The sequence below is a fragment of the Xanthomonas sp. WHRI 8932A genome (genome assembly GCF_035012785.1).
GTDB lineage: Bacteria > Pseudomonadota > Gammaproteobacteria > Xanthomonadales > Xanthomonadaceae > Xanthomonas.
This window is the reverse complement of record NZ_JAYGQQ010000006.1, coordinates 256335-278492: the sequence shown is the minus strand read 5'-3', so window position 1 is coordinate 278492 and position 22158 is coordinate 256335. Positions and strand designations below refer to the sequence as shown.

21 protein-coding genes and 1 tRNA gene are annotated in these 22158 nt (G+C 62.5%); all 22 read right to left on the bottom strand.

Features of this window, described 5'->3' with window-relative positions:
• Window positions 1–77: 77 nt before the first annotated feature.
• Entirely contained in the window at window positions 78–1091 is a 1014-nt protein-coding gene (locus VC212_RS11980; protein WP_323514888.1) for a TraB/GumN family protein, read from the bottom strand.
• Between the two features lie 91 nt (window positions 1092–1182).
• Window positions 1183–1644 carry a cupin domain-containing protein gene (locus VC212_RS11975; protein ID WP_323514889.1) on the bottom strand — a complete coding sequence of 154 codons (462 nt, stop codon included), beginning with the start codon at window positions 1642–1644 and terminating at the stop codon, window positions 1183–1185.
• A gap of 35 nt (window positions 1645–1679) precedes the next feature.
• On the bottom strand, window positions 1680–2474 hold the full coding sequence (locus VC212_RS11970) for a WecB/TagA/CpsF family glycosyltransferase (RefSeq protein WP_161964696.1): 795 nt from the start codon (window positions 2472–2474) through the stop codon (window positions 1680–1682).
• Between the two features lie 4 nt (window positions 2475–2478).
• Window positions 2479–3273 (bottom strand): polysaccharide pyruvyl transferase family protein, encoded by a 795-nt coding sequence (locus VC212_RS11965; protein WP_055851527.1) that lies wholly within the window; start codon window positions 3271–3273, stop codon window positions 2479–2481.
• Between the two features lie 41 nt (window positions 3274–3314).
• Window positions 3315–4520 carry a glycosyltransferase gene (locus tag VC212_RS11960; protein WP_115528103.1) on the bottom strand — a complete coding sequence of 402 codons (1206 nt, stop codon included), beginning with the start codon at window positions 4518–4520 and terminating at the stop codon, window positions 3315–3317.
• 64 nt (window positions 4521–4584) lie between these two features.
• Window positions 4585–6090 (bottom strand): lipopolysaccharide biosynthesis protein, encoded by a 1506-nt coding sequence (locus VC212_RS11955; protein WP_323514891.1) that lies wholly within the window; start codon window positions 6088–6090, stop codon window positions 4585–4587.
• A complete protein-coding gene (locus tag VC212_RS11950; RefSeq protein ID WP_323514894.1) occupies window positions 6087–7136 on the bottom strand; it encodes a glycosyltransferase in 1050 nt (349 codons plus the stop codon). Before VC212_RS11950 ends, VC212_RS11955 begins: the two co-directional genes overlap by 4 nt.
• Window positions 7133–8275 (bottom strand): glycosyltransferase family 4 protein, encoded by a 1143-nt coding sequence (locus tag VC212_RS11945; protein ID WP_323514897.1) that lies wholly within the window; start codon window positions 8273–8275, stop codon window positions 7133–7135. Before VC212_RS11945 ends, VC212_RS11950 begins: the two co-directional genes overlap by 4 nt.
• Window positions 8276–8342: 67 nt before the next feature.
• The gene (locus VC212_RS11940; protein WP_323514982.1) at window positions 8343–9380 is read right to left on the bottom strand and encodes an acyltransferase family protein; all 1038 of its coding nucleotides are present in this window, start codon (window positions 9378–9380) and stop codon (window positions 8343–8345) included.
• Between the two features lie 64 nt (window positions 9381–9444).
• Window positions 9445–10530, bottom strand: a complete 1086-nt coding sequence (locus tag VC212_RS11935) for an acyltransferase family protein (protein WP_311240516.1) — start codon at window positions 10528–10530, stop codon at window positions 9445–9447.
• A complete protein-coding gene (locus VC212_RS11930; protein ID WP_323514983.1) occupies window positions 10527–11816 on the bottom strand; it encodes a polysaccharide biosynthesis protein GumE in 1290 nt (429 codons plus the stop codon). The genes VC212_RS11935 and VC212_RS11930 overlap by 4 nt, the downstream gene beginning before the upstream one ends.
• A 94-nt stretch (window positions 11817–11910) precedes the next feature.
• The gene (locus VC212_RS11925; RefSeq protein ID WP_055851505.1) at window positions 11911–13365 is read right to left on the bottom strand and encodes an undecaprenyl-phosphate glucose phosphotransferase; all 1455 of its coding nucleotides are present in this window, start codon (window positions 13363–13365) and stop codon (window positions 11911–11913) included.
• 244 nt (window positions 13366–13609) lie between these two features.
• A complete protein-coding gene (locus tag VC212_RS11920; RefSeq protein ID WP_115562387.1) occupies window positions 13610–15049 on the bottom strand; it encodes a GumC family protein in 1440 nt (479 codons plus the stop codon).
• The gene (locus VC212_RS11915) at window positions 15031–15729 is read right to left on the bottom strand and encodes a polysaccharide biosynthesis/export family protein (protein ID WP_055851503.1); all 699 of its coding nucleotides are present in this window, start codon (window positions 15727–15729) and stop codon (window positions 15031–15033) included. Before VC212_RS11915 ends, VC212_RS11920 begins: the two co-directional genes overlap by 19 nt.
• Before the next feature lie 472 nt (window positions 15730–16201).
• Window positions 16202–16278: transfer RNA gene (locus VC212_RS11910), tRNA-Pro, on the bottom strand.
• 61 nt (window positions 16279–16339) lie between these two features.
• Entirely contained in the window at window positions 16340–16696 is a 357-nt protein-coding gene (locus VC212_RS11905) for a MerR family transcriptional regulator (protein ID WP_005995911.1), read from the bottom strand.
• Complete coding sequence (locus VC212_RS11900) at window positions 16677–16976, bottom strand: integration host factor subunit alpha (protein ID WP_002811076.1); 300 nt, start codon at window positions 16974–16976, stop codon at window positions 16677–16679. The genes VC212_RS11905 and VC212_RS11900 overlap by 20 nt, the downstream gene beginning before the upstream one ends.
• A gap of 21 nt (window positions 16977–16997) precedes the next feature.
• The gene (pheT, locus tag VC212_RS11895; protein ID WP_323514899.1) at window positions 16998–19376 is read right to left on the bottom strand and encodes a phenylalanine--tRNA ligase subunit beta; all 2379 of its coding nucleotides are present in this window, start codon (window positions 19374–19376) and stop codon (window positions 16998–17000) included.
• 129 nt (window positions 19377–19505) lie between these two features.
• Window positions 19506–20501 (bottom strand): phenylalanine--tRNA ligase subunit alpha, encoded by a 996-nt coding sequence (gene pheS, locus VC212_RS11890; RefSeq protein WP_055851500.1) that lies wholly within the window; start codon window positions 20499–20501, stop codon window positions 19506–19508.
• 288 nt (window positions 20502–20789) lie between these two features.
• Window positions 20790–21149, bottom strand: coding sequence for a 50S ribosomal protein L20 (rplT, locus tag VC212_RS11885; protein WP_006449140.1), 360 nt, complete (start codon window positions 21147–21149; stop codon window positions 20790–20792).
• A 10-nt stretch (window positions 21150–21159) separates the two neighbouring features.
• Window positions 21160–21357, bottom strand: a complete 198-nt coding sequence (gene rpmI / locus VC212_RS11880) for a 50S ribosomal protein L35 (RefSeq protein WP_006449141.1) — start codon at window positions 21355–21357, stop codon at window positions 21160–21162.
• Between the two features lie 239 nt (window positions 21358–21596).
• Window positions 21597–22124 carry a translation initiation factor IF-3 gene (gene infC, locus VC212_RS11875; RefSeq protein ID WP_074052463.1) on the bottom strand — a complete coding sequence of 176 codons (528 nt, stop codon included), beginning with the start codon at window positions 22122–22124 and terminating at the stop codon, window positions 21597–21599.
• Window positions 22125–22158: the final 34 nt, after the last annotated feature.

Here is a 22158-nt window from a genome sequence, read left to right as displayed (position 1 = left end):
GCCGCACGTCGCAATCACTGATTGCCCCCTCGCCCCGCCGGCAGCTCTACGACAAGCTCATGCGCGATGGCGGTCGCTCAAGGCGCTTCTACCTCGTACCCCAGCGCCTGCAAGCGCGCCAGATAGCCGTCCGGCGTGGTCATGCGGCTGATCGGCAGTACCGCGAAGGTGCTGCGATTGCGTTGCAGCGCGGTGGTGGCGATGCCGAGCCAATGTTCGCGCATGCGCCGCTCCAGATCGTCGATGCCGCGCTTTCTGGCGGCGCCGGAGCTGGCCATCGCGCTCATGCAGGCCGCTTGCGGATCTTCGCGCGGCAATTGACGCAAGGCCTCGATATCGCCCACCGACCAGGCGTTGGCACGCTCGACCATGGTCGGCAGATCGCGCTCCACCGTCACCAGGATGCTGCGAAAGCAGGCGGTGTCGTCCATGCCGCCGGCACGGAACTCCTTGAGCGCCTGACGCGGGTCCTTGATCTTGTAGTCCAGCGCGGTTGGCGTGGGCTTGATGCCTGCGCGCTTGGCCGCGCGTTCCACCACCGACCAGATCACCGGCGAACGGGCCAGGCCGGAGCGCTTGATCGCCGCCTGATACAACTCGCCGGCCGCCAGCATCGGGCGTTTGCGCTCCACCCCACGATCGCTGCCGATGTAGCGCGCCTTGGCCACAGTCCAGCGCGCATATAGATCGGCAGGCAACACATCGCGCAGTTCGCGGTCGTCTTCGTTCTTCATCGCCTTCATCGCCGATGGCAGCAAGGTCAGCTTGCCGAAGAAGCCCATGTCCGCATCGACCTGCACGGTTGGCGCCATCAGTACCTGCTGGGACTGGCCGATGATGGTTTCCACCTCGGCCGACTGCCATTGCAGCCGTTTCGGCAATGGCGACAAGGTGCCGAGGATCCACAACACGTGATCGCCCTTGCTGACCTTCCACAAGCCCGGGCCGGGCTGCACGCCGCGCACCACCATCGCCTCCAGGTCGACCACCGGCGGTGGCGCGGCCGCTGTTTGCGCCGCGGTCTCGCTGGCCGTCGCCAGCATCGATGCCAGCATCACGCCGGCGCCCCATAACGTTGCCTTGTATCGCATCACATGTCGCCCCTGTTTGAGGCGGACAGTACGCCAAGCCCGCACGCGCCGCGTTAGGGAAGCGTTCGGCCGCACGCGGCGCCGCGATCGATCAGCGGGGAGCGAGTGTGGCCAGGTGGGTGGCCAATGGCGAGGTGGTCTCGAGCAGCGCAAATCCCTCCCACACGAATCCCGGCGACACCGTGCAACCCACCAGGGTGAAGTCGCCCAGCGAACGTGCCGCCTGCCACTGCCCTGCGGGAACCACCTGCATCGGTTCGCCACGTTCGGCGGCGTCCAGAATCAAGCGCTGCAGCTGCCCGCTGGCTTCGTCGTAAATCAGCAATTCCAGCGCATCGCCTTGTTGCCAATGCCAGCTTTCCTCAGCATCGACACGGTGCCAGGCGCTGCATTCGCCGGCAGCGAGCAAAAAACGGATCGCGGTCAGCGCGGGGCGGAGCCGGCCGTTGTCGCTGACCTGACGCTCGGACGCATACACGCGGCGAAAGTGCCCGCCTTCCGGATGCGGCGACAGGTCGAGCGAGCGGATCAGAGCGGCGGCGGTCGGATGCATGCGTGCATGCTAAGCCCAGACGCCGCCGCCATGCATCAGGGCAGGTGCTTGCCCGCGCGCAGACAGGTACGGAAGAACACCAGCAGATCCCAGCTATAGCGCTTGAGCAAACGGCGCGGCTCGTGGAGCAACCGGTACATCCACTCCAGATGCAGACGCTGCACCCAATCGGGCGCACGCTTGGCGGTGCCGGATAAAAAGTCGAGCAGCGCACCGACGCCGAACACCAGCGGCACATGCAGCGCCTGGCTGTGATCGAGAATCCAGCGCTCCTGCAGCGGATTTCCGAACGCGACCAGCAGCACATCGGCGCCGGAACGGTTGATGCGCTCGGCCAGACCTTCGCCCGCCGCGGCAAATTCGCCGTAGCCATCGCACATGCCGACCACCTGCTGACCCAACCTATCGGTCAAGGTCGCCGCCGCAGTCTTGCCCACGCCAGGGCGTCCACCCAACAGGAAAAACTTGAGCGGTTGCGCAGCCTCGCGGCACAGATACGGAATCAGATCGGTGCCATTGAGGTTGCCGGCAAAGCGGCGGCCATGAATCAGCCGCGCCGCCAGATCCATCCCGATACCGTCGTTGACGATCCGCACGCTGGGCTCACGCATGCGCATCCTTAGCGCCTGGCACTGCACCACAAAATTGGTGTTGGCGAAGAACACACGGCGTGGCTGTTGCGCGGCCAATGCATGGAACAGATCCAGCGCGAATGCCTCCTGCGTGGTGGACAACACCGGAAACCCGCCCAGTGGAATCACCACGCCCGGCGGCGTGGCGACGGCGGCAACGGTCGTTGTGTCACTGTCCACACGCTGGCCCTGCATCATCGAATCACCAAAGGTCGTAGGGGAATGCAGCCAGCAAACCGGCCTGCAGTTTTTCCAGATCGAACGCGCCGTTGCCGCCCAGTTTCAGACATTCTTCGACGTTGTTGCCCGAGTGCCACTGCGTGCGTCCGGTGCCGTAGTAGTAATCGTCGTACTTGAAGCGGTCTTCGCCATTGCCCCAGTCCAGATACACCGCTGGAATGCCATAGGCCTCGGCAAGAATCAGGCCGTGCAGCGAACTGCTGACCACCAGTTCGGCACCCAGCAGCTGGCTCATGAACGTTGCCGGCTTGACGTTGGGGAACACCAGGTGGTCTGCGTACGCGCTGTACTTTTCGACCGGCTCGTTGAAATGCGGAACGATCGCGAACGGACGCTTTTCCACCGCGCCCAATGCCTCGGCCGGGAAGAACATCGGGGTCAGCAAACCCGGGTCGCCATAGACCTCCGGCACCGCGATGCCACGGTCCAGCAGGAATTGGCGGGTCTTGGGCCCGCGCACCGCACGCACGTCGAGCGTGCTGAAGGTATTGCGCTCGGCCGGAATCTTGCCGTTGATGCCGCTGCCCCAGACGGTGTCGCCGTCTTTGGCAAAATGCAGCACCGACCCGATCGCGATGAGCTTCTTGCTGAGATCGCGCTTCTCGATCAGGGTCTTGTCCTGCAAGGAGAGCGCACAGGACACGATCACCTTGGACAGGTGATCCCCCATGTTGACGCCAGCGTTTTTCGGCTGCCACCAGAACAATGCGCGACGTTCTGCGTGTTCTATCCACTTCTGCAGCAAAGCGTTGGCCATAAAGAGGGGTCTCCTGTCTCAAACGGGTGAGGTGCGCTGCATCAATGCGAGAGCGCGGCCTCCGAGGAAGCACGCGCGGCGGCGCCGGTGTGCTGCGGATACAAACGGGTTTCCGGATACGCGGCTGGATCCAGCACGCGGTCGGTGGTGTCAGACCAGTTCAAACATTGGCGGTAACGCACATGCGGCGCGTCCAGCGCCTGCCCGATTGCAGCGACGATCGAATCGGCGTTGCCGGGCGTGTAACCAAAGCGCGACTGCTGATACGGCCCGACAACTGCATTCGGACACACCGCAGGCAAGCCGAAAAAGTCGTACTGCAACAGCTTCATCGAACTATCGGCCAGGTAGACCGGCACCTGTTCCGAGGCGTACGGCGCGATGCCAAACCGCGCGTGCTTGATGTAGCCGATCGTCTCGACGTGCTTCATTTCACCATAAACGACGACGTTATCGCCATAGCCCGGGTGGCGGCCCATGCCAGACCCGATCACATGAAACGTGACTTGCGGAAACGCCTTGCTGGCAACGACGAAGAATTCCGGGTCGAACAACATCGACCCCACCGCCACCGCATGGATACCTTCGCCATACGGCGATGGGTCGCCCAGCTGATCCAGGTTGTGATCCACACCATGCCCGACGTGATAGACGTTATCGCGGCTTGCAATCTCTTCGGCCATGGCCGGCGACACCAGCGCGATGACGTCCAGAGTGGGCGCAACCCGGTCGAACTCGCGTTCGATATAGGAGGCGACGTTGATCGTGCTCAACCCATCGGAGGCGCGATACACCAACTTGGCGGTCGGATTGATGCGCTTGGCGAGCTCGATAAAGGCCACGGCAATGCCACTTTCGAACACGATGACATCCGCCTCGCGCATCCAGTCCAGCAGCTGCTTCGGCGGATGTGCGGCATACCAGCGGAACATCGCATCTTCGACAGACTGCAGCCACGCCCGGCGCGTATTGAACGGATGCACCGTGGTGCGCCAGAGATAGCACTCCACGCCCTTGTGCGACACCACGGTATTGGCAGTGTCGTCCAGCGGCAGCCGCATATCGCCCTTCATCCGCGACAGCCGGCTGTAACGCAGCGAGAAAAATCGCGTCGTCCCGCGTAGCGCAAGCTGATCGGTGATGAAGTGGATGTTGGCGCGGCGCGGTGTGCGGTAATCGTGTGCGGACAAGACCAGATAGCAAGGCCGGCGAATGCCGGAAGCGGCGGCGGCGGGTGTGTCGCTCATGGGCCGTGTCCTATGAATGAGTGGGAGAAAGCATGCCCGAATGCAGGCGAAGACGATGTCGATCTCATCGACGCGCCTTGGCCTGACTCAGCAACTTGCGGATGTTGACGATGGAGATCACATCGCGACGGAACGACGGCCAGATGCCCAGCATCAGCAGGCACACTGCAGCCATCGCCGCTGCGCCTGCGGCCAATTGCTGCCATAGCGGGCCGCCAACGGTGATCGAGGCGTAATACGCGCAGCCGCCGGCAACGCCATACGCCACCATCGCGCGTACCGCGTTGGTGAACAGCACGCCCACCGGCGTGTCGGAAATCTTGCCGACCCAGATCAGCGACATCGGCCAGGTCACCAGCAGCCCGAACGAGTAGCCGACCGCGACTCCCATTGCGCCCCAACGCGAACCGACGAAGATGCAGGCGATCAGCACAACGCGACTGACCAGCGAGAACAGCAACTGCTCGCGCATCAAACCGCGCGCCAGAAACACCCAATATGTGGCGTAGGAAGCAGTCTGAAAAATACCGCCCAGCGCGAGCACCTGGAACAAGGGCACTGCCTCGCGCCATTGTTCGCCAAGCACCAGCACGATCAACGGCATCGCCACCGCACAGGCGAACGAGAACAGCGCCACGATCAGATGCACCATCACCGTCTGCCCGCGCAGCAGAAACGCGCTGAAACGCTCGCGGTCGTCCTGCAACTGCGACAGCACCGGCAACGCCACGCTGGTCGCCGGTGCATTGATCTGGTTCAACGGCATCATCAACAGCTGAAACGCGCGGTTGTACAGACCCAACGCATCGGGCCCGGTGCGCCAGCCGATGATCACCTGCCCCACATTGCGGCTGGCGTAGCCCAGCAACTGCGCGGCCATGAGGTTCCAGCCAAAATTCATGAAATCGCGCATCGGCGCGTCGCGCCGATAGCCACCGGGCAGCCAACGTGCGCAGCTGCCGGCGATCACCAGGTTGACCACCGCCTGCACCACCTGCTGTACCACCAATGCCCAATAGCCCCAGCCCAGCAGCGCAGCGGCAACGGCGGCGCCCAACCCCAGCACTTGCGAGCCCACATCGCTCAGCGCCACCTGCCCGAAGCGCAACCCACGGCTAAGATGCGCGCGGTATTGCGTGGTCATGCCGTTGATCAGGAACGTCACCGCAAGCGCTTGCGAGATCGTGACCAGCGCCGGCTCTTTGTAGAAGTTGGCGATCACATGCGCCGATGCGAACACCACCACCGACAGCACCAGACCGATACTGCTATTGATCCAGAACAGGTTGTCGCGCTGTTCGCGGCTGACGTGCTTGGCCTGCACCGCGGCCGCCGACAAGCCGAAATCGCGCAGGATCTCGGCTGCACCGACAATCGCGGTGACCATCGCCATCAACCCATAGTCGTACGGTGTCAGCAACCGCGCCAGCAGGATGATGCCGCCGAACTGCACGACCATCTTGGCCGACTGGCCCAGCATGGTCACCGCTGCTCCGCCGGCAGCGCGCGAGCCCAGGCTGCGCTGCGGCGGTGGTGTGGGAGAAGACGTCGTGGGGGTTTCTGCGGTCACAGCGCGGCGTCTCCATCCTTGCCCAGCGCTTCGAGATAGGTGCGGTAATGCAGCTGCCCGATGCGCGGCCAATCGCGTTGCGATAGGTCCGGTGCCGGCCCGCGCGGTGCAGCGCGCACCGTGTCGAGCATGCCGGTCAACAGCGCCGCATCGAATTCGCCTTCGTACAGAAACACCCAGCCCGGGCCCACTTCTTCGGCAATCGCCGCATTGGATTCGCTCCACGGCGCCAGCACCGGGCGCGCCAACGACAATGCGAGCAGCAACGTGCCGGAGTTATGCATCTGTCGGTACGGCAACACCACCAGCTCGGCCTCGCTAACCTCGCGTGCCAGCACCGGCTCTTCGACATAGGCAAGCAATGCGCTGATGCGCGGATCCTGCGCACTGGCCTCTTCCACCAGCGTGCGCATCTGCGGCGTGGCCGGGTTACCGACGATGCGTAGATTCACGCGTGGGTCGCTGACCTCGCGCATCACCTCCAGCAGCGTTTCCACACCCTTGTACGGACGAATCAGACCAAAGTGCAGCAGCCGCCCTGGCACGGTGGTGCCTTGCGGCATCGTCGCGAACCAGTCGCGGTAGTGACCATGCAGGATGGTGTCGGTAAACGGCGGGCGCACCGGCGTGGTGGCATTGATGCGGATCCAGCGGCGCGTCAGACGATCGGTCCAGCGCAACAAGCTACGTTCGCGCCAACCGCGATCTTCGTGCGGGGCCAGGTTGTGCAAAGTGCGCACCACCGGCGTACCGGTGACCTGCAACTTCAGCAGCAACAATGCCGCGCAAAGCTGCTTGGCCAAAGTGCCCACGGCGCTGGGATGGCGCAGCAGGTATTCGGGCCAGTGCAGATGCAGCACGTCGTAGTGCGACAGCAGTGCATCGCGCATCGAGAAGAAACGCGGCTGCACCGCATCTGGCAACGCGTCGTAAAGCTGGGTCAGATACGGGTTGGTGCTGGCATTGGGTTTTTCGGTGGAGAACAGCACCGTGAGCTGCGGCTTGGCCGCCGCACGTGTCATCGATGCGGATGCAAGCGCGCTCATCGCGGCGTCTCCTGCGGGCGCGGCGAGCCCAGCGCAGTGTGGTACTCGTCGATGTAGCGCCCCACCACATGCTTCCAGTCGTAGCGGCTCACGTAGGCCATCGATGCCGCACGACGCGTTGCGAAGTCGCCATCGGCCGTGAGTGCGAGCGCCTGCACTTGGTCGGCTGCCGCTTCGATCCTGTCGCGGTTGACGATCACGCCCTGCCCCGACTCGCTGGCCAGCCGCACGAACGGCGGAATATCGCTGAGGATGGGAATCAGGCCCGCGCTCATCGCCTCGACCGCGGCAATGCCAAACCCTTCGTGGCGCGACAGGCAGACGAAGAACTGCGCCTGCTGCATCAAGGCGCGCAGCTGTTCCTGCGACGGCGACATGCTCAGCTGCACCTTATCCTGCAACCCGCGCTCGGCAATCGCCTTGCGCAAGTCGGCTTCATTCAGATCGTATTCGCGGCCGGCGATGATCAGCTGCCAGTGCGGATCGCGCGCAAGCATCGCCTTCAGCAACTCCAGCGTTTCAATCAGCCCCTTGTTGACCGACCAGCGCCCGAAATACAGCATCGTCCGGCCCGGAGTGACCGCACCCTGCCCCGCATATTTCTCCACGTCCACGCCGTTTTCGATCACCCGCAAGCGGGCCGGCGATACCACCTTGGCAAACAGATCGCCATCGTTTTCGCTGGTTGCGATCACCCGCGAATACGCCAACGCCGAGGTGCGCGTGAGTGTCTGGAACCACAGCTGCTTCATGCGCGACGCGTACGCGGTATGGAAGAAGCCACCGTGTGTGGACACCACCATCGGCTTGCCGTGCAGCAGTTTGGTCACCGCCAGATAGTCGTAGAAAAAATCGATCCCGTGCAGATGCACCACATCAGCAGATCCAATCGCACCAAGTACCGATGGCGCCAACGGATAGCGCGACGAACCGCGATAGCCGATCCGGCGGATCGGCAACCCTTGATAGGTTTCCTGCGGCGCGAGCTGCGCGCCCGGATCGGTGAACACGCGATCCAGCGTCACTACTTCCACCGTGTCGGCGCTGTTGGCCTGATGCTGGCGGGCAACATTGAGAACGACTTCTTCCATGCCCCCGATCGAGGGGTGGAATTGGCGGACGACATGCACCACTTTCATTACGCCAATCTCCTGTGCCAGTGACGCGCACGCATGTGCCGCGACAACTGATGATTCTTGAAATTCGTCATTGACTCTTCAACCCCAACATCCATGGCGCAGCACGCACCAGCACCGCGCGCATCGGCACCGCGCACGCGATCGCGAAAGCGCTGAGCCCCATCGCCCACGCCGGCGTACCAATGAGGCCGCGATCGATGACCCCGGTGCGCGCAACCACACTGGTGACCACCAGGAACACCAGCGTATGCGTGCACAGAATCAACAAGGTGTTGGTGCCGATCCACTGCACCCACTGCCAGTGCCGGACGAAATACGCGACGCATAGCGTCATCGCGGTCCCCAACAGACTTACCAGCAGGAACAGCGCAGCCGATTGCCCGAACAGCAGGTTGTTCACGTCGACCTGCCCGTTCGCTCCGGCCAGCAGCCACCATGCCGTTGCGACGACCGGCAGCGCCAACGCCCACACCCATGCCGGAAGCGCGCGCAGCGCATCGGCAAAACGCGACAGCCAGCCACCCACCGCGATGAAGAACAAGGCGATCGGCAACACGTCCAACGCGAGTGGCAAGCGCAGCTGCAACGAGGGAAACCATCCTGCCCATGCCAGGGCGATCGGCAAGCTGAGCGCCGCTACCACCGTCGTGCTCAAACGTGCACGCAATGCAATGTAGGTCAGCGTTGTGACAAACAACGCCGGCAAGAACCACAACGCCGGCAGCACGTAGAGGCGCGTGCCGTTGGCCCAGAACACGCCAAGGAAAGGGTCCCACCACGCCCGTGCGCCCGGCTGCTGGAACGCATGATTGAGCACGGCCGTCAGCAGCCACAGGCTATATGCCACCAGGAAGAACGCCAGGTACGGGACCAACAACGTCCGCGCCAGCTTTTTCACCGTCGACACATTCAACCCGCGACGTCCGAAGCGCTCGCCGACCCAGCCGGAAAGCACAAAAAACAACGGCACATGGAAGCTGTAGGCGAACAGTTTGTAGGCAGGCGGCATGCCGCTCGCGTGCCCCAGCACCACCAGCACGATGGCCAGCGCCTTTGCCGCATCGATCTGCCAATCGCGGGCCAGCGCCGGCGCGCGACCGGGCATTGGCACGGTTTTGTCGTGTCCGGCTTGCGGGGGATACGGAGCAGTCGTCATGCCGCGGCGCCGGTCATGCCGCCACCGTGCGCGCACCCAAGGCCCAGGGAGCAAAACGCATCAACAACCAGCGCATGGGTACGCACGCGACCAGCGCGAACACCGTCACGAAGACCGCCCAACCCAGGCCCGGCCGCCCTGCACCGAATCCGCCCGCCACCGCGGCAACACCGGACAGCACGAAGAACACCAGCATATGCGTGCACAGGATCAGCAAGGTATTGCGGCCGATCCACTGTACCCAGCTCCAGCTCTGCACCAGCCGCGCCGCACAGATCACCATCAACGATCCCAGCACCGCACTGAGCAGGAATACGGCATGGTCGCGGCCGAAGCCGAGCATGTTGACGTCGATACGCCCGTTACGTTGCGCCAGCCACGCCACCGCAAGCGCCAATGCAACGGTCACCAGCGCACTGACCGGCAGCGAAGTCGGTAGACGCGGCGACACGTAAATCAACAGCGCGCCCAGCGCGTAGAAGCACAACGACACCGGTAGCACATCGAGCCCGAAAAAAAGCCGCACTCCCTGCGCCGGGAACCAGTTCATCCAGAACCACGCCAGCACCAATCCCGCCGCCGCAATCGCCAGCGGCGGCAGCAAGCGGCGCAGCAATACGTAGCTCACCACAGTGACCAGCATCACCGGCAAAAACCACAGCGGCGGCTGCACATACAGATCCGGACCGATCCCGGTAAACAGCGACACGATCGGCTCCCACCACGGGTGACTTCCCCAGCGCGCGGCCTTCTCACCGATATTGCGGGTCAGCAGCCAGTACGCGTAGCCCAACAGATAGAACGTGACATACGGCAGTAGCAGACTGCGCGCCTGCTTGGTGATCGTCTGCGCCATGCTGGTGGTACGCGACGCATAGCCAGCGGCCAACCAGCCAGACACCAAAAAGAACAGCGGCACGTGGAAGCTGTAGGCAAACAAGGTCATGTCATGCGGCACGCCCTTGGCATGGCAGAACACCACCAGCAAGATCGCGATGGCCTTGGCCGCATCGATCCGCGGATCGCGGGCCTTCCCGCCGGCTGCGATCCGCACGCCGGAATCAGACGCGACCGACGACGACGCTGCGGCCGAACTCATCGCCCCGCTCCCGCAGGCAATGGCAACTGCGCGCCATCAACCGTTGGATCATCCTTGATCGAAGCAGCGGAGACCGCCGACGCAGACCAGGTCGGACGCATATGCCACAGGCAGCCGCACACGAACCACCACAGCGCCGAGGTCTTGATCGAAAAGTAGCCGTTGGACACCAGCAGACTCAGCGCAAAAGCGAAGATGGCCAGGTTCTTGAACAGCTGGCCTTCCTTGCTCGGCATCAGCAGCAGGAACGAATACGACAACAGGAACGCCAGCACCCCGACGATCGACTGCGACGCGATGAAGTACGAAATGCCGCTGTCGAAGTAACGGTAGGCCTGCGCAAAATCCAGCCCCAGCCAGGACTCGAACGACAGGTTGTTCATCGAGTAAACGGTGAAAAATATCCGGCCCATGGTGGTGTCCTGGTAGGCCGTGATCCCGGTGATCCACACCAGCAGCCACGCACTCATGATCACCAGCAAGAACACCAGAAACGCCAATCGCTGATCCAGGCGTTTCAATAGCGGCGTCAGCAACACCATCAGCACGCAGGTGCCCGCCGCCAATCGTCCATCCGAGGCGACGATCATGAAACCGATCAACCCCACCGACAAGACCAGCGCCGCCGGCCGCATCCAACGCCAGAACACCAGCACGATGGCGGTAAAGAAGCAGATGTAGTTGCCCATCGTCACCGGCTCGATAAACATCGAGGAAGCGCGCGGAAGATTGGAACCCGGTAAGAAGTTGCGTTCGCCCGGCCGCGTGGCGCTGACGAACAGGTTGCTGTCTTCGTTCCAGAACCCTTCGGCGCTCATGCCACGCGCGTTGACGAAGAAGCTCTTCGGGTTGACCAGGTCGCCGTAGGCGCTCGGCATTGCCAGCTCGAACGCGGCAACCAGCGAGACGATGATGGTCATGCGGATGAACAACTTGGGCACCGAGCCGGTATAGGCAGAGCCCAGCACCACAAACGCGAACACCACCAGGGCATCGCGAAAGAATTTCGGATCGATCTGCCAGTTCACCAGGAACCGCACGAACATCAGCAGCACGATCAATCCAAGCCCGCTGATGATCAGCGCAATGCGTTTACGGCTCAGCGAGCCCAGGCCCAGCAGGAAGCAGGCCGCGTAGATCATGAACTCGACAGCGTAGGTGATCACCGGACGCACGGTGAACACGTTCGCGTTGATCAGCGCCAGCACCAGGTTGTAGCCCACGCCGACCAGCAGCGTCAGTTCGATCAGCAGGTTATGCCAGCGAACGCGGGTTTCCTCGCTCATTCGGATCAGCATGCACACGCCTGCTTGAGAGGGGCGGCTGCACTGCAGCCGCCCGCGACGCCTGACGCGCCAGGTCGCACGCTCCCCGCCATCATCAGTACGCGGTCTTCTGTCCGAACACGCGCACTGCAGTCAGCACGATGATGCGGATATCCAGCCACAGCGACCAACGACGGATGTAGTCCAGGTCGTACTGGATACGCTTCTTCATCGTCCGCAGCTCCGGGGTTTCGCCACGGAAGCCATTGACCTGCGCCCAACCGGTGATGCCCGGCTTGACGTAATGACGCTGCATGTAATGGTTGATCAGCTTTTCGTAGTGCGTGTTGTGCTGCGCGGCGTGCGGGCGCGGGCCCACGATCGACATGCTGCCACCCAGCACATTGAAGATCTGCGGCAACTCATCCAGGCTGCTGCGCCGCAGGAACGCACCGAAACGGGTGATGCGGGTGTCGTTCTTGGTCGCCTGCTGGATGGTGGTGCCATGATCGTCATGCACGCGCATCGAGCGGAACTTGAACATGTAGAACTCGCGACCGCCCAGACCGTGACGACGCTGGCGGAAGAACACCGGACCCGGCGAGCTCATCTTGACGCCGACGGCAATCGCAGCCATCAGCGGCCACAGGCCCATCAGCGCGATCACGGCCAGGATCTTGTCCTGCAGCGCCTTGGCAACCACGAAGTAATTATCGCGATCGACACCGCCCTGACGCAGGTTGATCACCGGCGTGTTGCCGATCTGCTCACCGGACTGGTTCAACAGACCGAAGTCGAACAGATCGGGCACCAGCTTCACGTTGATCGGATAACGGTCCAGACGCTGCAGCAGCTGCTTGATATGGTCGCGCTCGCCCAGCGGCAGCGAAATCCACACCTGCTCGACCTGATTTTCCTTCAGGTAATCGATCAGTGCATCCGGTTCGCCCAGGCACGGCAGCGACTGGCGCTGTTCGGTCACGGCAATGTCGTATGGCGTACGGAAGTAGCCGACCAGGTTCATACCGACCCACGGATTGCGGCTCAGGTAATGATTGATCTTCATCACCGGATGGCGCAGACCGACGACCACCACACGCTGGACGTCCACGCCCTGCGCACGCAGGTGGTTCAGGAAGCCGCGCAACAAGGTGCGTGCCGCCACCAGCGATGCCAGGCCGCCAACGAACCACAGGCCGATCCAGCCGCGCGAGACCTGCTCTCCAACCTGCACGATCAGCGCATGCACCGCAAACAGCGCAAACACGCCGCCGAAGGCACCGCCCAACACCATCAGCTCGCTCAACAGTCCGCGACCGCGCCAGCTGCGATAGAGCGGAAACAGCGCAAAACAGATCACCGAATACAACAGCGTGGTGGCGATTGCGACACGATATGGCGCTGCCGGAACCCAGGAGCCGAACACGATGCGGTATGCGATCAGGCCCGACACGACCACCATGGTCAGGTCGAACACGCGCAGCACCAGATCGGCTGCCGCCGAGTACTTGGACAACAATCGCGGCGAGGATGTCGTGTACGTCGCGCTACTCAAGTCTGCCAAAAGCATGGGGATGTCCTCCAAACTCGATACGGCGCATGCGGGGGAACATACGAATCGCACGCGAGCTTTCAATCATCTCCGTCGAGCGATCACCGCGGTAATACCTACCGACCCCAGATCACTCGACAGCCCTTTGTTTCAACAGAGACAAACTTTCAAAACGAGGGAGCCCGAAACATACGGGATCCGACTTTTTCTACGCTGAATCGGTTGTCACTTTAATTAACCACTGTTTTGCAACATCACGATGTCAGTTCAATCGTGTTTCCGGCCCGGTGCCCCGCAGGAAGTAACGCACAAGCGCCACAGCCAACCCAAGGAATACGCCAAAGATGAAGCCTAACGCGAGGTTCAATTTGAGTTTCGGCGAAGTCTTCGACGTAGGCACATCTGCAGTGTCGACGATGGTCACGTTGTTGGCGCCGACATTGCTCGCCACACCGATTTCCTTGTAGCGCTGCAGGAGCGCATCGTAGAGCTGACGGTTGGTATCGACGTCGCGCTTGAGCATGTTGTAGCGGATGCTGCGGCTCTGCAGGTCGAGTTCGTTGGTGCGCAGACCGGCAATGCGTTCGTTGAGCAATTGCTCCTGATGCACGGACGCGTCATAGGTCGCCTTGAGCGACTGGCGAACGTTGACGACCTCACCATTGATCTGACGGCGCGACTCTTCGATCTGCGCTTTCAGGCGCTGCATTTCCGGGTAATCCGGCTTGAAGGTCGACAGCTTCTGCTGATACTCACTGGTCAAGCGCACCTGCTCGCCGCGCAAGGTCTGGATCAGCGGGCTGCTCAACACCTGCGGCAACGACATCGCATCGCCGGTGGCGGCCTGACGCCAGGCGGCCTCGGCCTTGATGCGCGCATCCTGCGCCGACGCCAGCAGCGCATTGAGGTCGGTCAGGTTCTGCGCCGGCAACGACGGCTTGTCGTCGCCTACGGAGACGATCTGCTCATCGGTCGAGTACGCAACCAGCGTTTTTTCCGAGTCTTCGACCTTGTCGCGCAACTGCTCCAGACGCTCGGCAAGAAACTTGGTCGCAAACGAAGACGCCTTCATGCGGCGCTCCTGCGTGCTCACGATGAACACCTTCGGATAGGTGTTGGCGATCTTCGCCGCAAGCACCGGGTCCGGCGAATCGTAATTGACGTAGACCAGGCGCGAATTGAGGATCGGCTCGACCACCAGACCTGCCAGCAAGGTGTCGGTCAGGCTGCGCTCGATGATCGCCTGACGCGAGTCCACCGACTTGCCCGCTTCCGGATTCTTGGCGGCTGCCTTTTCCAACGCATCTTCGACTTGCTGCTTGAACGCCGGCTCCTGATCGAGCTTGGCTTCGCGAATCACCGCACGTGCGAGCGAACGGCTCTGCAGCAGCTGGTACTGGGTCTGGTAGAAGTCGCGATCCTGCGGCGACTCGACCGGCATCAGGTTGTCGACGTTCACCACGTTGAGCGAATCACGCTCGATCTGCAGCGTACTGGTGGCGCGATACTTTTCCGGCATCAGGAAGGTGATCACCAGCGCCAGCAGCACAGCGGCGATCGTGATCAGGATGATCAGCCAGCGCTGCGACACCAGGGCACGCCAGTAGTCGAGCAAGCTGACGTCGGCCAGTTCGAGATGCCCATGACGCTGCGACGGCGAGGAACGATTGTCGGAATTCATACTCATCGGTAAGCGCGCCACACCATCACTAAGGGGGTCAGTTCCAGCATGGTGCGCAACCAGACGCGCGCATCCGAGCGATACACCACGACGATGTCGCCACCGTAGATTTCAGGGTCAGGATTGGCGCCCTTCTCGATCTCGGTCAGGTCGAAGCGCGCGATCATTTTCTGCCCGTTGACCATGCGGAACACGATGACATTGCCGCGGCTTGCCACAGTGCTGACGCCCTTGGCCTGCGCCACGGCCTGTTGCAGCGTCAGATTGGCACCGATCACCGGGTAGATGCCGGGCTCAGTGACGGCGCCGGTCACGGTCACGCGACGGCCATTGGATTCCTGCACGAACACCGACACCTGCGGATTCTGCAGATAGCCGCCGCGGTAGCGATCGGCGACCAGCTTTTCCAGCTCGCCGACACCCATGCCGGCGGCGTTGACGTCGCCGATCAGCGGCAGCGAGATGTGGCCGTTCTGATCGATGCGGACCTGCCGTTCCAGATCGTCGACCTGAAATACCTTGACCAACAACAGGTCGCCTGGGGAGAGTCGATACTCGGGCTGCACCGCGGACATTGCCAGCGGATCGGGAAGCGGCAATGACGACGCCATGTTCTTCCCGGTGCTGCAAGCACCCAGGGCCATCGAGCAGATCAATGCCAGGCTGAGGCCTTGGCAGAATCGTCCGATCAGTTTCTTCATGCGTATGGCTGGCTGCCTCGGTTGGGTGGGACAGGAGCTCGCGCAGCATTCAACCGGCCAACGCGCCAGCACGAACGTACGACAGAGAAGTTCATCCCAGAAACATCGGGATCACGAAAAGGTACAGCGTGTTGCACTGCACTATGGCACAGAACGATCGCATCGCAAGGCATGACACGCCATTTTTTTGACGGCGTTGGCCTATTGATTCAAGTTCGTCGTGGTCGCGTTAAAAAACCGTGATCCACGTTCTAATCTCAAGCTAATGATTTGGAACGTTTCCGGACACTTAGCATCGTTCCGTGACCCAAGTCCATAGCGAACTGGACCGAAATAAACGGGCGCTCGTGTCCGGTTCATGCTGCACTGCGATATGCCGATCTACATAGTGAGCGACCGCTGCAGGGACACAAAAATGCAATGTTGCGCCGCAACAAAAAAGCCCATGTCGGAAGGACATGGGCTCGATGTTTGGTCGGGGTAGCCGGATTTGAACCGACGACCACTAGTCCCCCAGACTAGTGCGCTACCAGGCTGCGCTATACCCCGAAGATACTGCATCCCGTCGCTAGGACGGCCTGCGATTATAGCGGCTTTGCGACACGTTTTCCTAGCGGCGAAGCAGTTGCAGGACTTCTTCCAGTTCCATGCGCACCTGCTTGATGATCTGGTTGCTCAGCGCCGACTCGCTTTTGGCGCCATCGCCTTCAAGCCGCAGACGCGCGCCGCCGATGGTGTAGCCCTGCTCGTAGAGCAGGCCGCGGATCTGCCGGACCATCAGCACATCGTGTCGCTGGTAGTAACGGCGGTTGCCGCGTCGCTTGACCGGCTCCAGGCTCGGAAATTCCGTTTCCCAGTACCGCAACACATGCGGCTTGACATCGCATAGCTCGCTGACTTCACCAATGGTGAAATAGCGCTTGGCCGGAATCGGCGGTAGTTCGCGATTACTGCCCGGATCCAGCATAAGCCTCCACCCGTTCCTTGAGCTTTTGGCCAGGGCGGAAGGTCACCACCGTCCGGGCCGAGATCGGAATTTCCTCACCGGTCTTTGGATTGCGACCGGGCCGTTGATTCTTGCGCCGCAAATCGAAGTTGCCGAACCCCGACAGCTTCACCTGACGACCCTGCTCCAGCGCATCGCGTAGCACGTCGAAAAACGCGTCGACAAATTCCTTCGCCTCGCGCTTGTTCAGACCAACCTCGTCGAACAGACGTTCGGCCATCTCCGCTTTCGTCAATGCCATGCCAATCCCCTGGTTACCGCCTCAACTCCGGATCCGGGCGCGGTGCTCGCGCTCGATCACGGCCACCACATCGGTAACGACCGCATCCACGTCCCGGTCGGTGAGAGTGCGCGAGTTATCCTGCAAAATCAAGCCCATAGCCAGACTCTTGAAACCTGGCTCGACCCCCTGCCCGACGTACCGGTCGAACAGCTGCACCTCGCGCAGCAACGGGCCGACCGTGGTCTGCACGCTGGCCGACAACGCCGCCCAACTCACCTCGTCCGGCACCAGGAAGGCCAGATCGCGGCGCACCGACGGGAACCGCGACAGCTCGCCGGCGCGCGGCAGGGCGCGCTGCACCAGCGGCGCCAGCTGCAGTTCGAAAGCGATCACATCGACGTCGATTTCCAACGCCTTGGTCAGGCGCGGATGCACCTGGCCGATCCAGCCGATGCACACGCCATCGCGATAGATATCGGCCGACCGACCCGGATGCCCGAACGGCTGGGCGGAGGGCTGAAACTCCAGCACCGCGCCGCTGGCCGCTGCCAAAGCGATCAGGTCGCCCTTCACATCATGAAAATCCACCTTGCGCGCGGGCTCGCCCCATTGCAACGCAAGCGCATCGCCACACACCGCGGCGGCGACATGCTGGGATTCCTGCGGGGCAGCGCCCGCCTGCGCGGAAGCCGCAAACACCTTACCCAGCTCGAACAGCCGCACCCGCCCGGCCTGACGGGCAGCATTGCGGCCCAGTGTCGCGACCAGGCCCGGCAGCAAGCGCGGACGCATGATGGCCAGCTCGGCACTGAGCGGATTGGCCAGCGGCACCAGCCCGTCGGTCAACTGCCAACGCTGCAGCAACGCTGCATCGACGAACGCGTAATTGATGGTCTCCTGCAGCTCGCGCGCCACCAGCTGGCGGCGCACCGTCAGCTCGTCCAGCTGGGTTTCGCTGGGCATCGCGATCCGGCTCGCGCCGCCCGGCAGCGTGGTCGGCACCCGGTCGTAGCCGTGGATGCGCGCCAACTCTTCGATCAGGTCTTCTTCGATGGCGATATCGAACCGACGGCTCGGCGCAACGACCTGCCAGCCTTCGGAAACCGCATCGAGCTGCATGCCGAGCGCACTCAGAATGCGCACGACATCCGCGTCGTCGATGTGGATGCCAAGCACCCGCGCGATGCGTGCGCGACGCAGCAGAATGCGCGCGGGTTGCGGCAGATGCTCCGGCAGTTGCGCGTGCACCACCGGGCCCGGCGTACCGCCAGCCAGTTCCAGCACCAGACGCGTGGCCACCTCGATCGCCTGCGGCGGCAACGCCGGATCCACGCCGCGCTCGAAGCGATGGCCCGCATCGGTATGCAGGCCGAACTTGCGGCCACGGCCCATGATCGCGGCCGGATCGAAATACGCCGACTCCAGGAATACGTTGTGCGTTTTGTCGGTGACGCGCGTGTCCAGCCCGCCCATCAACCCGGCCAGCGCCACCGGGCGGCCGGCATCGGTGATGGTCAGGAAGCTGTCGTCCAACGTGACCTGACGCCCATCCAGCAGCGCCAGCTGTTCGCCACTGCGCGAGCGACGCACCCCGATCGGCCCATGCAAGGTATCCAGATCGAAGGCATGCATCGGCTGACCGAGCTCCAGCATCACGTACTGGGTGATATCCACCAGCAGCGAGACCGGGCGCACGCCGCTGCGACGCAGACGCTCGGCCAGCCACACCGGCGTCTTCGCCAGCGGGTCGATGCCTTCGATCACCCGTCCGCAATAGCGCGGCGCCTCCTTGCCGGCCTCCAGCTCAACCGCCAGAGTCCGCGTGGACACCGGCGCGACCGCACCGGCGTCGAAGGCCACCACTTCGCTGGCGCATGCTGCAGCCACGTCGAACGCAATGCCACGCACGCTGAAACAGTCGGCGCGATTGGGGGTGAGCTTGATTTCGATGCTCGCATCCGGCAAACCCAGATACTCCGCAAGGGCTTGACCCACCGGCGCATCGTCCGGCAACTCGAACAGGCCGGACGCATCGCTATCAAGGCCCAGCTCCTTGGCCGAGCACAACATGCCGTTGGACGGTACGCCGCGCAGCTTGGCGGCCTTGATGGTCAGCTCGCCGATCTGTGCGCCGACCAGCGCCAACGGCGCCACCAGGCCGGCACGCGCATTGGGCGCACCACACACGATCTGCAGCAACTCGCCCTGCCCCGCATCGACACTGCACACCTGCAGGCGATCGGCTTCCGGATGCCGCACGGCCTCGACGATACGCGCCACCACCACCTGGCCAAGCGCCTCACCCAACGGCGTGACGTCTTCGACTTCCAGACCGATCGCCGTCAGCGTGGCGGCAAGTTCCTCGCGCGAGGCCTGGATCGGAACGTGGCTACGCAGCCAATTTTCAGAGAATTTCATGGAGAGCCGGGAATGGAGAATAGGGAATCGGGAATCGCAACAGCGGGAGGTCTTCGGAGATTTGGAAGGTGGGCTAGGGGCGCGCTTGGCTGCTCCGATGCTCCACTCCCGATTCCCGATTCCCCGCCGTCAAGCAAACTGCCTGAGAAAGCGCACGTCGTTTTCGAAGAACGCGCGCAGGTCGTTGACGCCGTAGCGCAGCATCGCAAAACGCTCCACGCCCAGACCGAACGCAAAGCCGGTGTAGCGCTCCGGGTCGATGCCGACGCTGCGCAACACATTCGGGTGCACCATGCCGCAGCCCAGTACTTCCAGCCAACGCGTGCTGCCGTCGGGCTGCTGCCAGGCGATATCCACTTCGGCACCCGGCTCCACGAACGGGAAATAGCTGGGGCGAAAACGCATTTCAAAATCGCGCTCGAAGAACGCGCGCACGAACTCGGACAAGGTGCCCTTGAGATCGGCGAAATTTGAATGCTCGTCCACCAGCAGGCCTTCGACCTGATGGAACATCGGCGAGTGCGTCTGATCAGAATCGGAGCGATACACCTTGCCGGCCGCAATCATGCGCAGCGGTGGTTTGTGCGCATCCATGTAGCGCACCTGCACACCGGAGGTATGCGTGCGCAGCAGACGACCGTCGCCGAAATAGAACGTGTCGTGCATCGCGCGCGCCGGATGATGCGGCGGAAAATTCAGTGCTTCGAAGTTGTGCCAGTCGTCCTCGATTTCCGGACCATCGGACAACTCGTACCCCAGCCGCGCAAAAATCTCGACAATGCGCTCGAGCGTGCGCGTCACCGGATGCAGGCCGCCGCGCTCGCCACGGCGGCCCGGCAAAGTGACATCGATGCGCTCGCCGGCAAGACGTGCGTCCAGCGCAGCGGTTTCCAGGGTCGTTTTGCGCTCCGACAACGCTGCGCTCAGCGTATCTCGGGTTTGGTTGATCGCCTCGCCCGCAGCCTTGCGCTGCTCGGCCGGCAGCGTGCCGAGCTGCTTGAGCTGGGCGGTGATGCTGCCACTCTTGCCCAACAAGGCAACCCGCAAGGCTTCCAGTTGGTCCGGTGTCTGCGCGGCGGCGACATCGGCCAGCGCGCGCTCGGTCAGGGATTGAATCTCACTCATTGCACTCGCGCCTCAACTACTCAGCCGAACGGTGTTTCCGGATGCACCGGAATGCATGACCACTCACTTGCTGCCAGCCCCTTGCATCAATCGAAGCTGGCGGCCCAAAACGCAAAAGGGGAAGGACTCGCGCCCTTCCCCCTGCATATCTGCGTTCCCTCGCCGACATCTGCACACGCATGTGCCGATGTCGCGATGACTACCCCTTTAGAAGTCCGCACATGGATGTGCGGGCTCTTGCGAGGGACTCGCACCTACTCTGTGCGAGCTCTTGCGAGGGACTCGCACTTATGCCGCCAGCGCGCCCTTTGCCTTCTCGGCCAGCGCGGCAAAGCCGGCGGCGTCGTGCACGGCGATATCAGCCAGCACCTTGCGGTCCAGGGTGATGCCAGCCTTGAGCATGCCATTCATGAAGCGGCTGTAACTCAGACCATTGATGCGGGCAGCCGCATTGATGCGGGTGATCCAAAGCGCACGGAACACGCGCTTCTTCTGCTTACGGCCAATATAGGCGTACTGCTGTGCCTTGATGACCGCCTGCTTTGCAACGCGGAAGACCTTACGACGGGCGTTGTAGTAGCCCTTCGCCAGATTCAGAATTTTCTTGTGGCGGCGGCGCGCCTGCACACCACGCTTTACTCGTGCCATGGTTCAGTCCTCAGAGATAGGGAAGCATACGATCGAGACGGCCTGCGTCCTCGGGACGGACGTGATTCGTCTGCCGCAAGTTGCGCTTCCGCTTGGTCGCTTTCTTCGTGAGGATGTGGCTACGGTTTGCGTGGCCGCACTTGTACTTGCCGGAGGCGGTCTTGCGGAAACGCTTGGCCGCCGCCCGGTTGGTCTTGATCTTGGGCATTGCAATGTCCTTGATGGTGTTTTGTCACTGACACGGGCGGCAGTCTTGCGACCACGCTTTCCATCCTTGCCCTTGCCTGCTTGTAAGTCCTTGATCGAACACGATCGGGACAGGTCCTGTGCCGCTTGCGCGGCTCCCGGCAAAACCGGGCCGCGCAGTCTACCCGTTGCCGGGAATTCTTGCAAATCGACGGATTCGCCGCCTTGACGAACCCGGTCGGGGCCCGTCGCGGCGCGGAATCAGATCTTCTTCTTCGGCGCGATCATCATGACCATCTGACGCCCTTCCAGGCGCGGACGGGACTCGATGACGATGTCTTCGCCCAGATCTGCCTCGATCCGTGCCGCCATCTCGCGACCCAGTTCCTGGTGGCTCATTTCGCGGCCACGGAAACGGATGTTGACCTTGACCTTGTCACCCTCTTCCAGGAAGCGACGCATGTTGCGCAGCTTGATCTGGTAGTCGCCCTCGTCCGTGACCGGACGGAACTTGAGTTCCTTGATCTCGACCTGCTTGGTCTTCTTCTTGGCCTCGTTGGCCTTTTTCTGCTGCTCGAACTTGAACTTGCCGAAATCCATGATCTTGCAGACCGGCGGATCGGCCTGCGGCTGGATTTCGACCAGATCCAGGCCTTCTTCCTCGGCCTTGGCGAGCGCTTCGTCGCGCGACAACACGCCGACCATCTCACCGTCACTGCCGATCACGCGGACGCGCGGCACACGGATTTCTTGGTTCTTGCGGTTCTGTTTGTTGTCAGGGGTACTGATATTGCAATCTCCCAGGGGAATCGAACCGGCGCAT

Coding starts and splice junctions, on each gene's coding strand:
- VC212_RS11945 (WP_323514897.1), bottom strand. CDS start 8,275: ATGAAAGTGGTGCATGTCGTCCGCCAATTCCACCCCTCGATCGGGGGC.
- VC212_RS11900 (WP_002811076.1), bottom strand. CDS start 16,976: ATGGCATTGACGAAAGCGGAGATGGCCGAACGTCTGTTCGACGAGGTT.
- VC212_RS11960 (WP_115528103.1), bottom strand. CDS start 4,520: ATGAGCGACACACCCGCCGCCGCCGCTTCCGGCATTCGCCGGCCTTGC.
- VC212_RS11940 (WP_323514982.1), bottom strand. CDS start 9,380: ATGCCCGGTCGCGCGCCGGCGCTGGCCCGCGATTGGCAGATCGATGCG.
- VC212_RS11930 (WP_323514983.1), bottom strand. CDS start 11,816: ATGAGCGAGGAAACCCGCGTTCGCTGGCATAACCTGCTGATCGAACTG.
- VC212_RS11925 (WP_055851505.1), bottom strand. CDS start 13,365: ATGCTTTTGGCAGACTTGAGTAGCGCGACGTACACGACATCCTCGCCG.
- pheS (WP_055851500.1), bottom strand. CDS start 20,501: ATGAGTGAGATTCAATCCCTGACCGAGCGCGCGCTGGCCGATGTCGCC.
- VC212_RS11935 (WP_311240516.1), bottom strand. CDS start 10,530: ATGAGTTCGGCCGCAGCGTCGTCGTCGGTCGCGTCTGATTCCGGCGTG.
- rpmI (WP_006449141.1), bottom strand. CDS start 21,357: ATGCCCAAGATCAAGACCAACCGGGCGGCGGCCAAGCGTTTCCGCAAG.
- VC212_RS11965 (WP_055851527.1), bottom strand. CDS start 3,273: ATGGCCAACGCTTTGCTGCAGAAGTGGATAGAACACGCAGAACGTCGC.
- VC212_RS11980 (WP_323514888.1), bottom strand. CDS start 1,091: ATGCGATACAAGGCAACGTTATGGGGCGCCGGCGTGATGCTGGCATCG.
- pheT (WP_323514899.1), bottom strand. CDS start 19,376: ATGAAATTCTCTGAAAATTGGCTGCGTAGCCACGTTCCGATCCAGGCC.
- VC212_RS11905 (WP_005995911.1), bottom strand. CDS start 16,696: ATGCTGGATCCGGGCAGTAATCGCGAACTACCGCCGATTCCGGCCAAG.
- VC212_RS11970 (WP_161964696.1), bottom strand. CDS start 2,474: ATGATGCAGGGCCAGCGTGTGGACAGTGACACAACGACCGTTGCCGCC.
- VC212_RS11915 (WP_055851503.1), bottom strand. CDS start 15,729: ATGAAGAAACTGATCGGACGATTCTGCCAAGGCCTCAGCCTGGCATTG.
- VC212_RS11950 (WP_323514894.1), bottom strand. CDS start 7,136: ATGAGCGCGCTTGCATCCGCATCGATGACACGTGCGGCGGCCAAGCCG.
- rplT (WP_006449140.1), bottom strand. CDS start 21,149: ATGGCACGAGTAAAGCGTGGTGTGCAGGCGCGCCGCCGCCACAAGAAA.
- VC212_RS11975 (WP_323514889.1), bottom strand. CDS start 1,644: ATGCATCCGACCGCCGCCGCTCTGATCCGCTCGCTCGACCTGTCGCCG.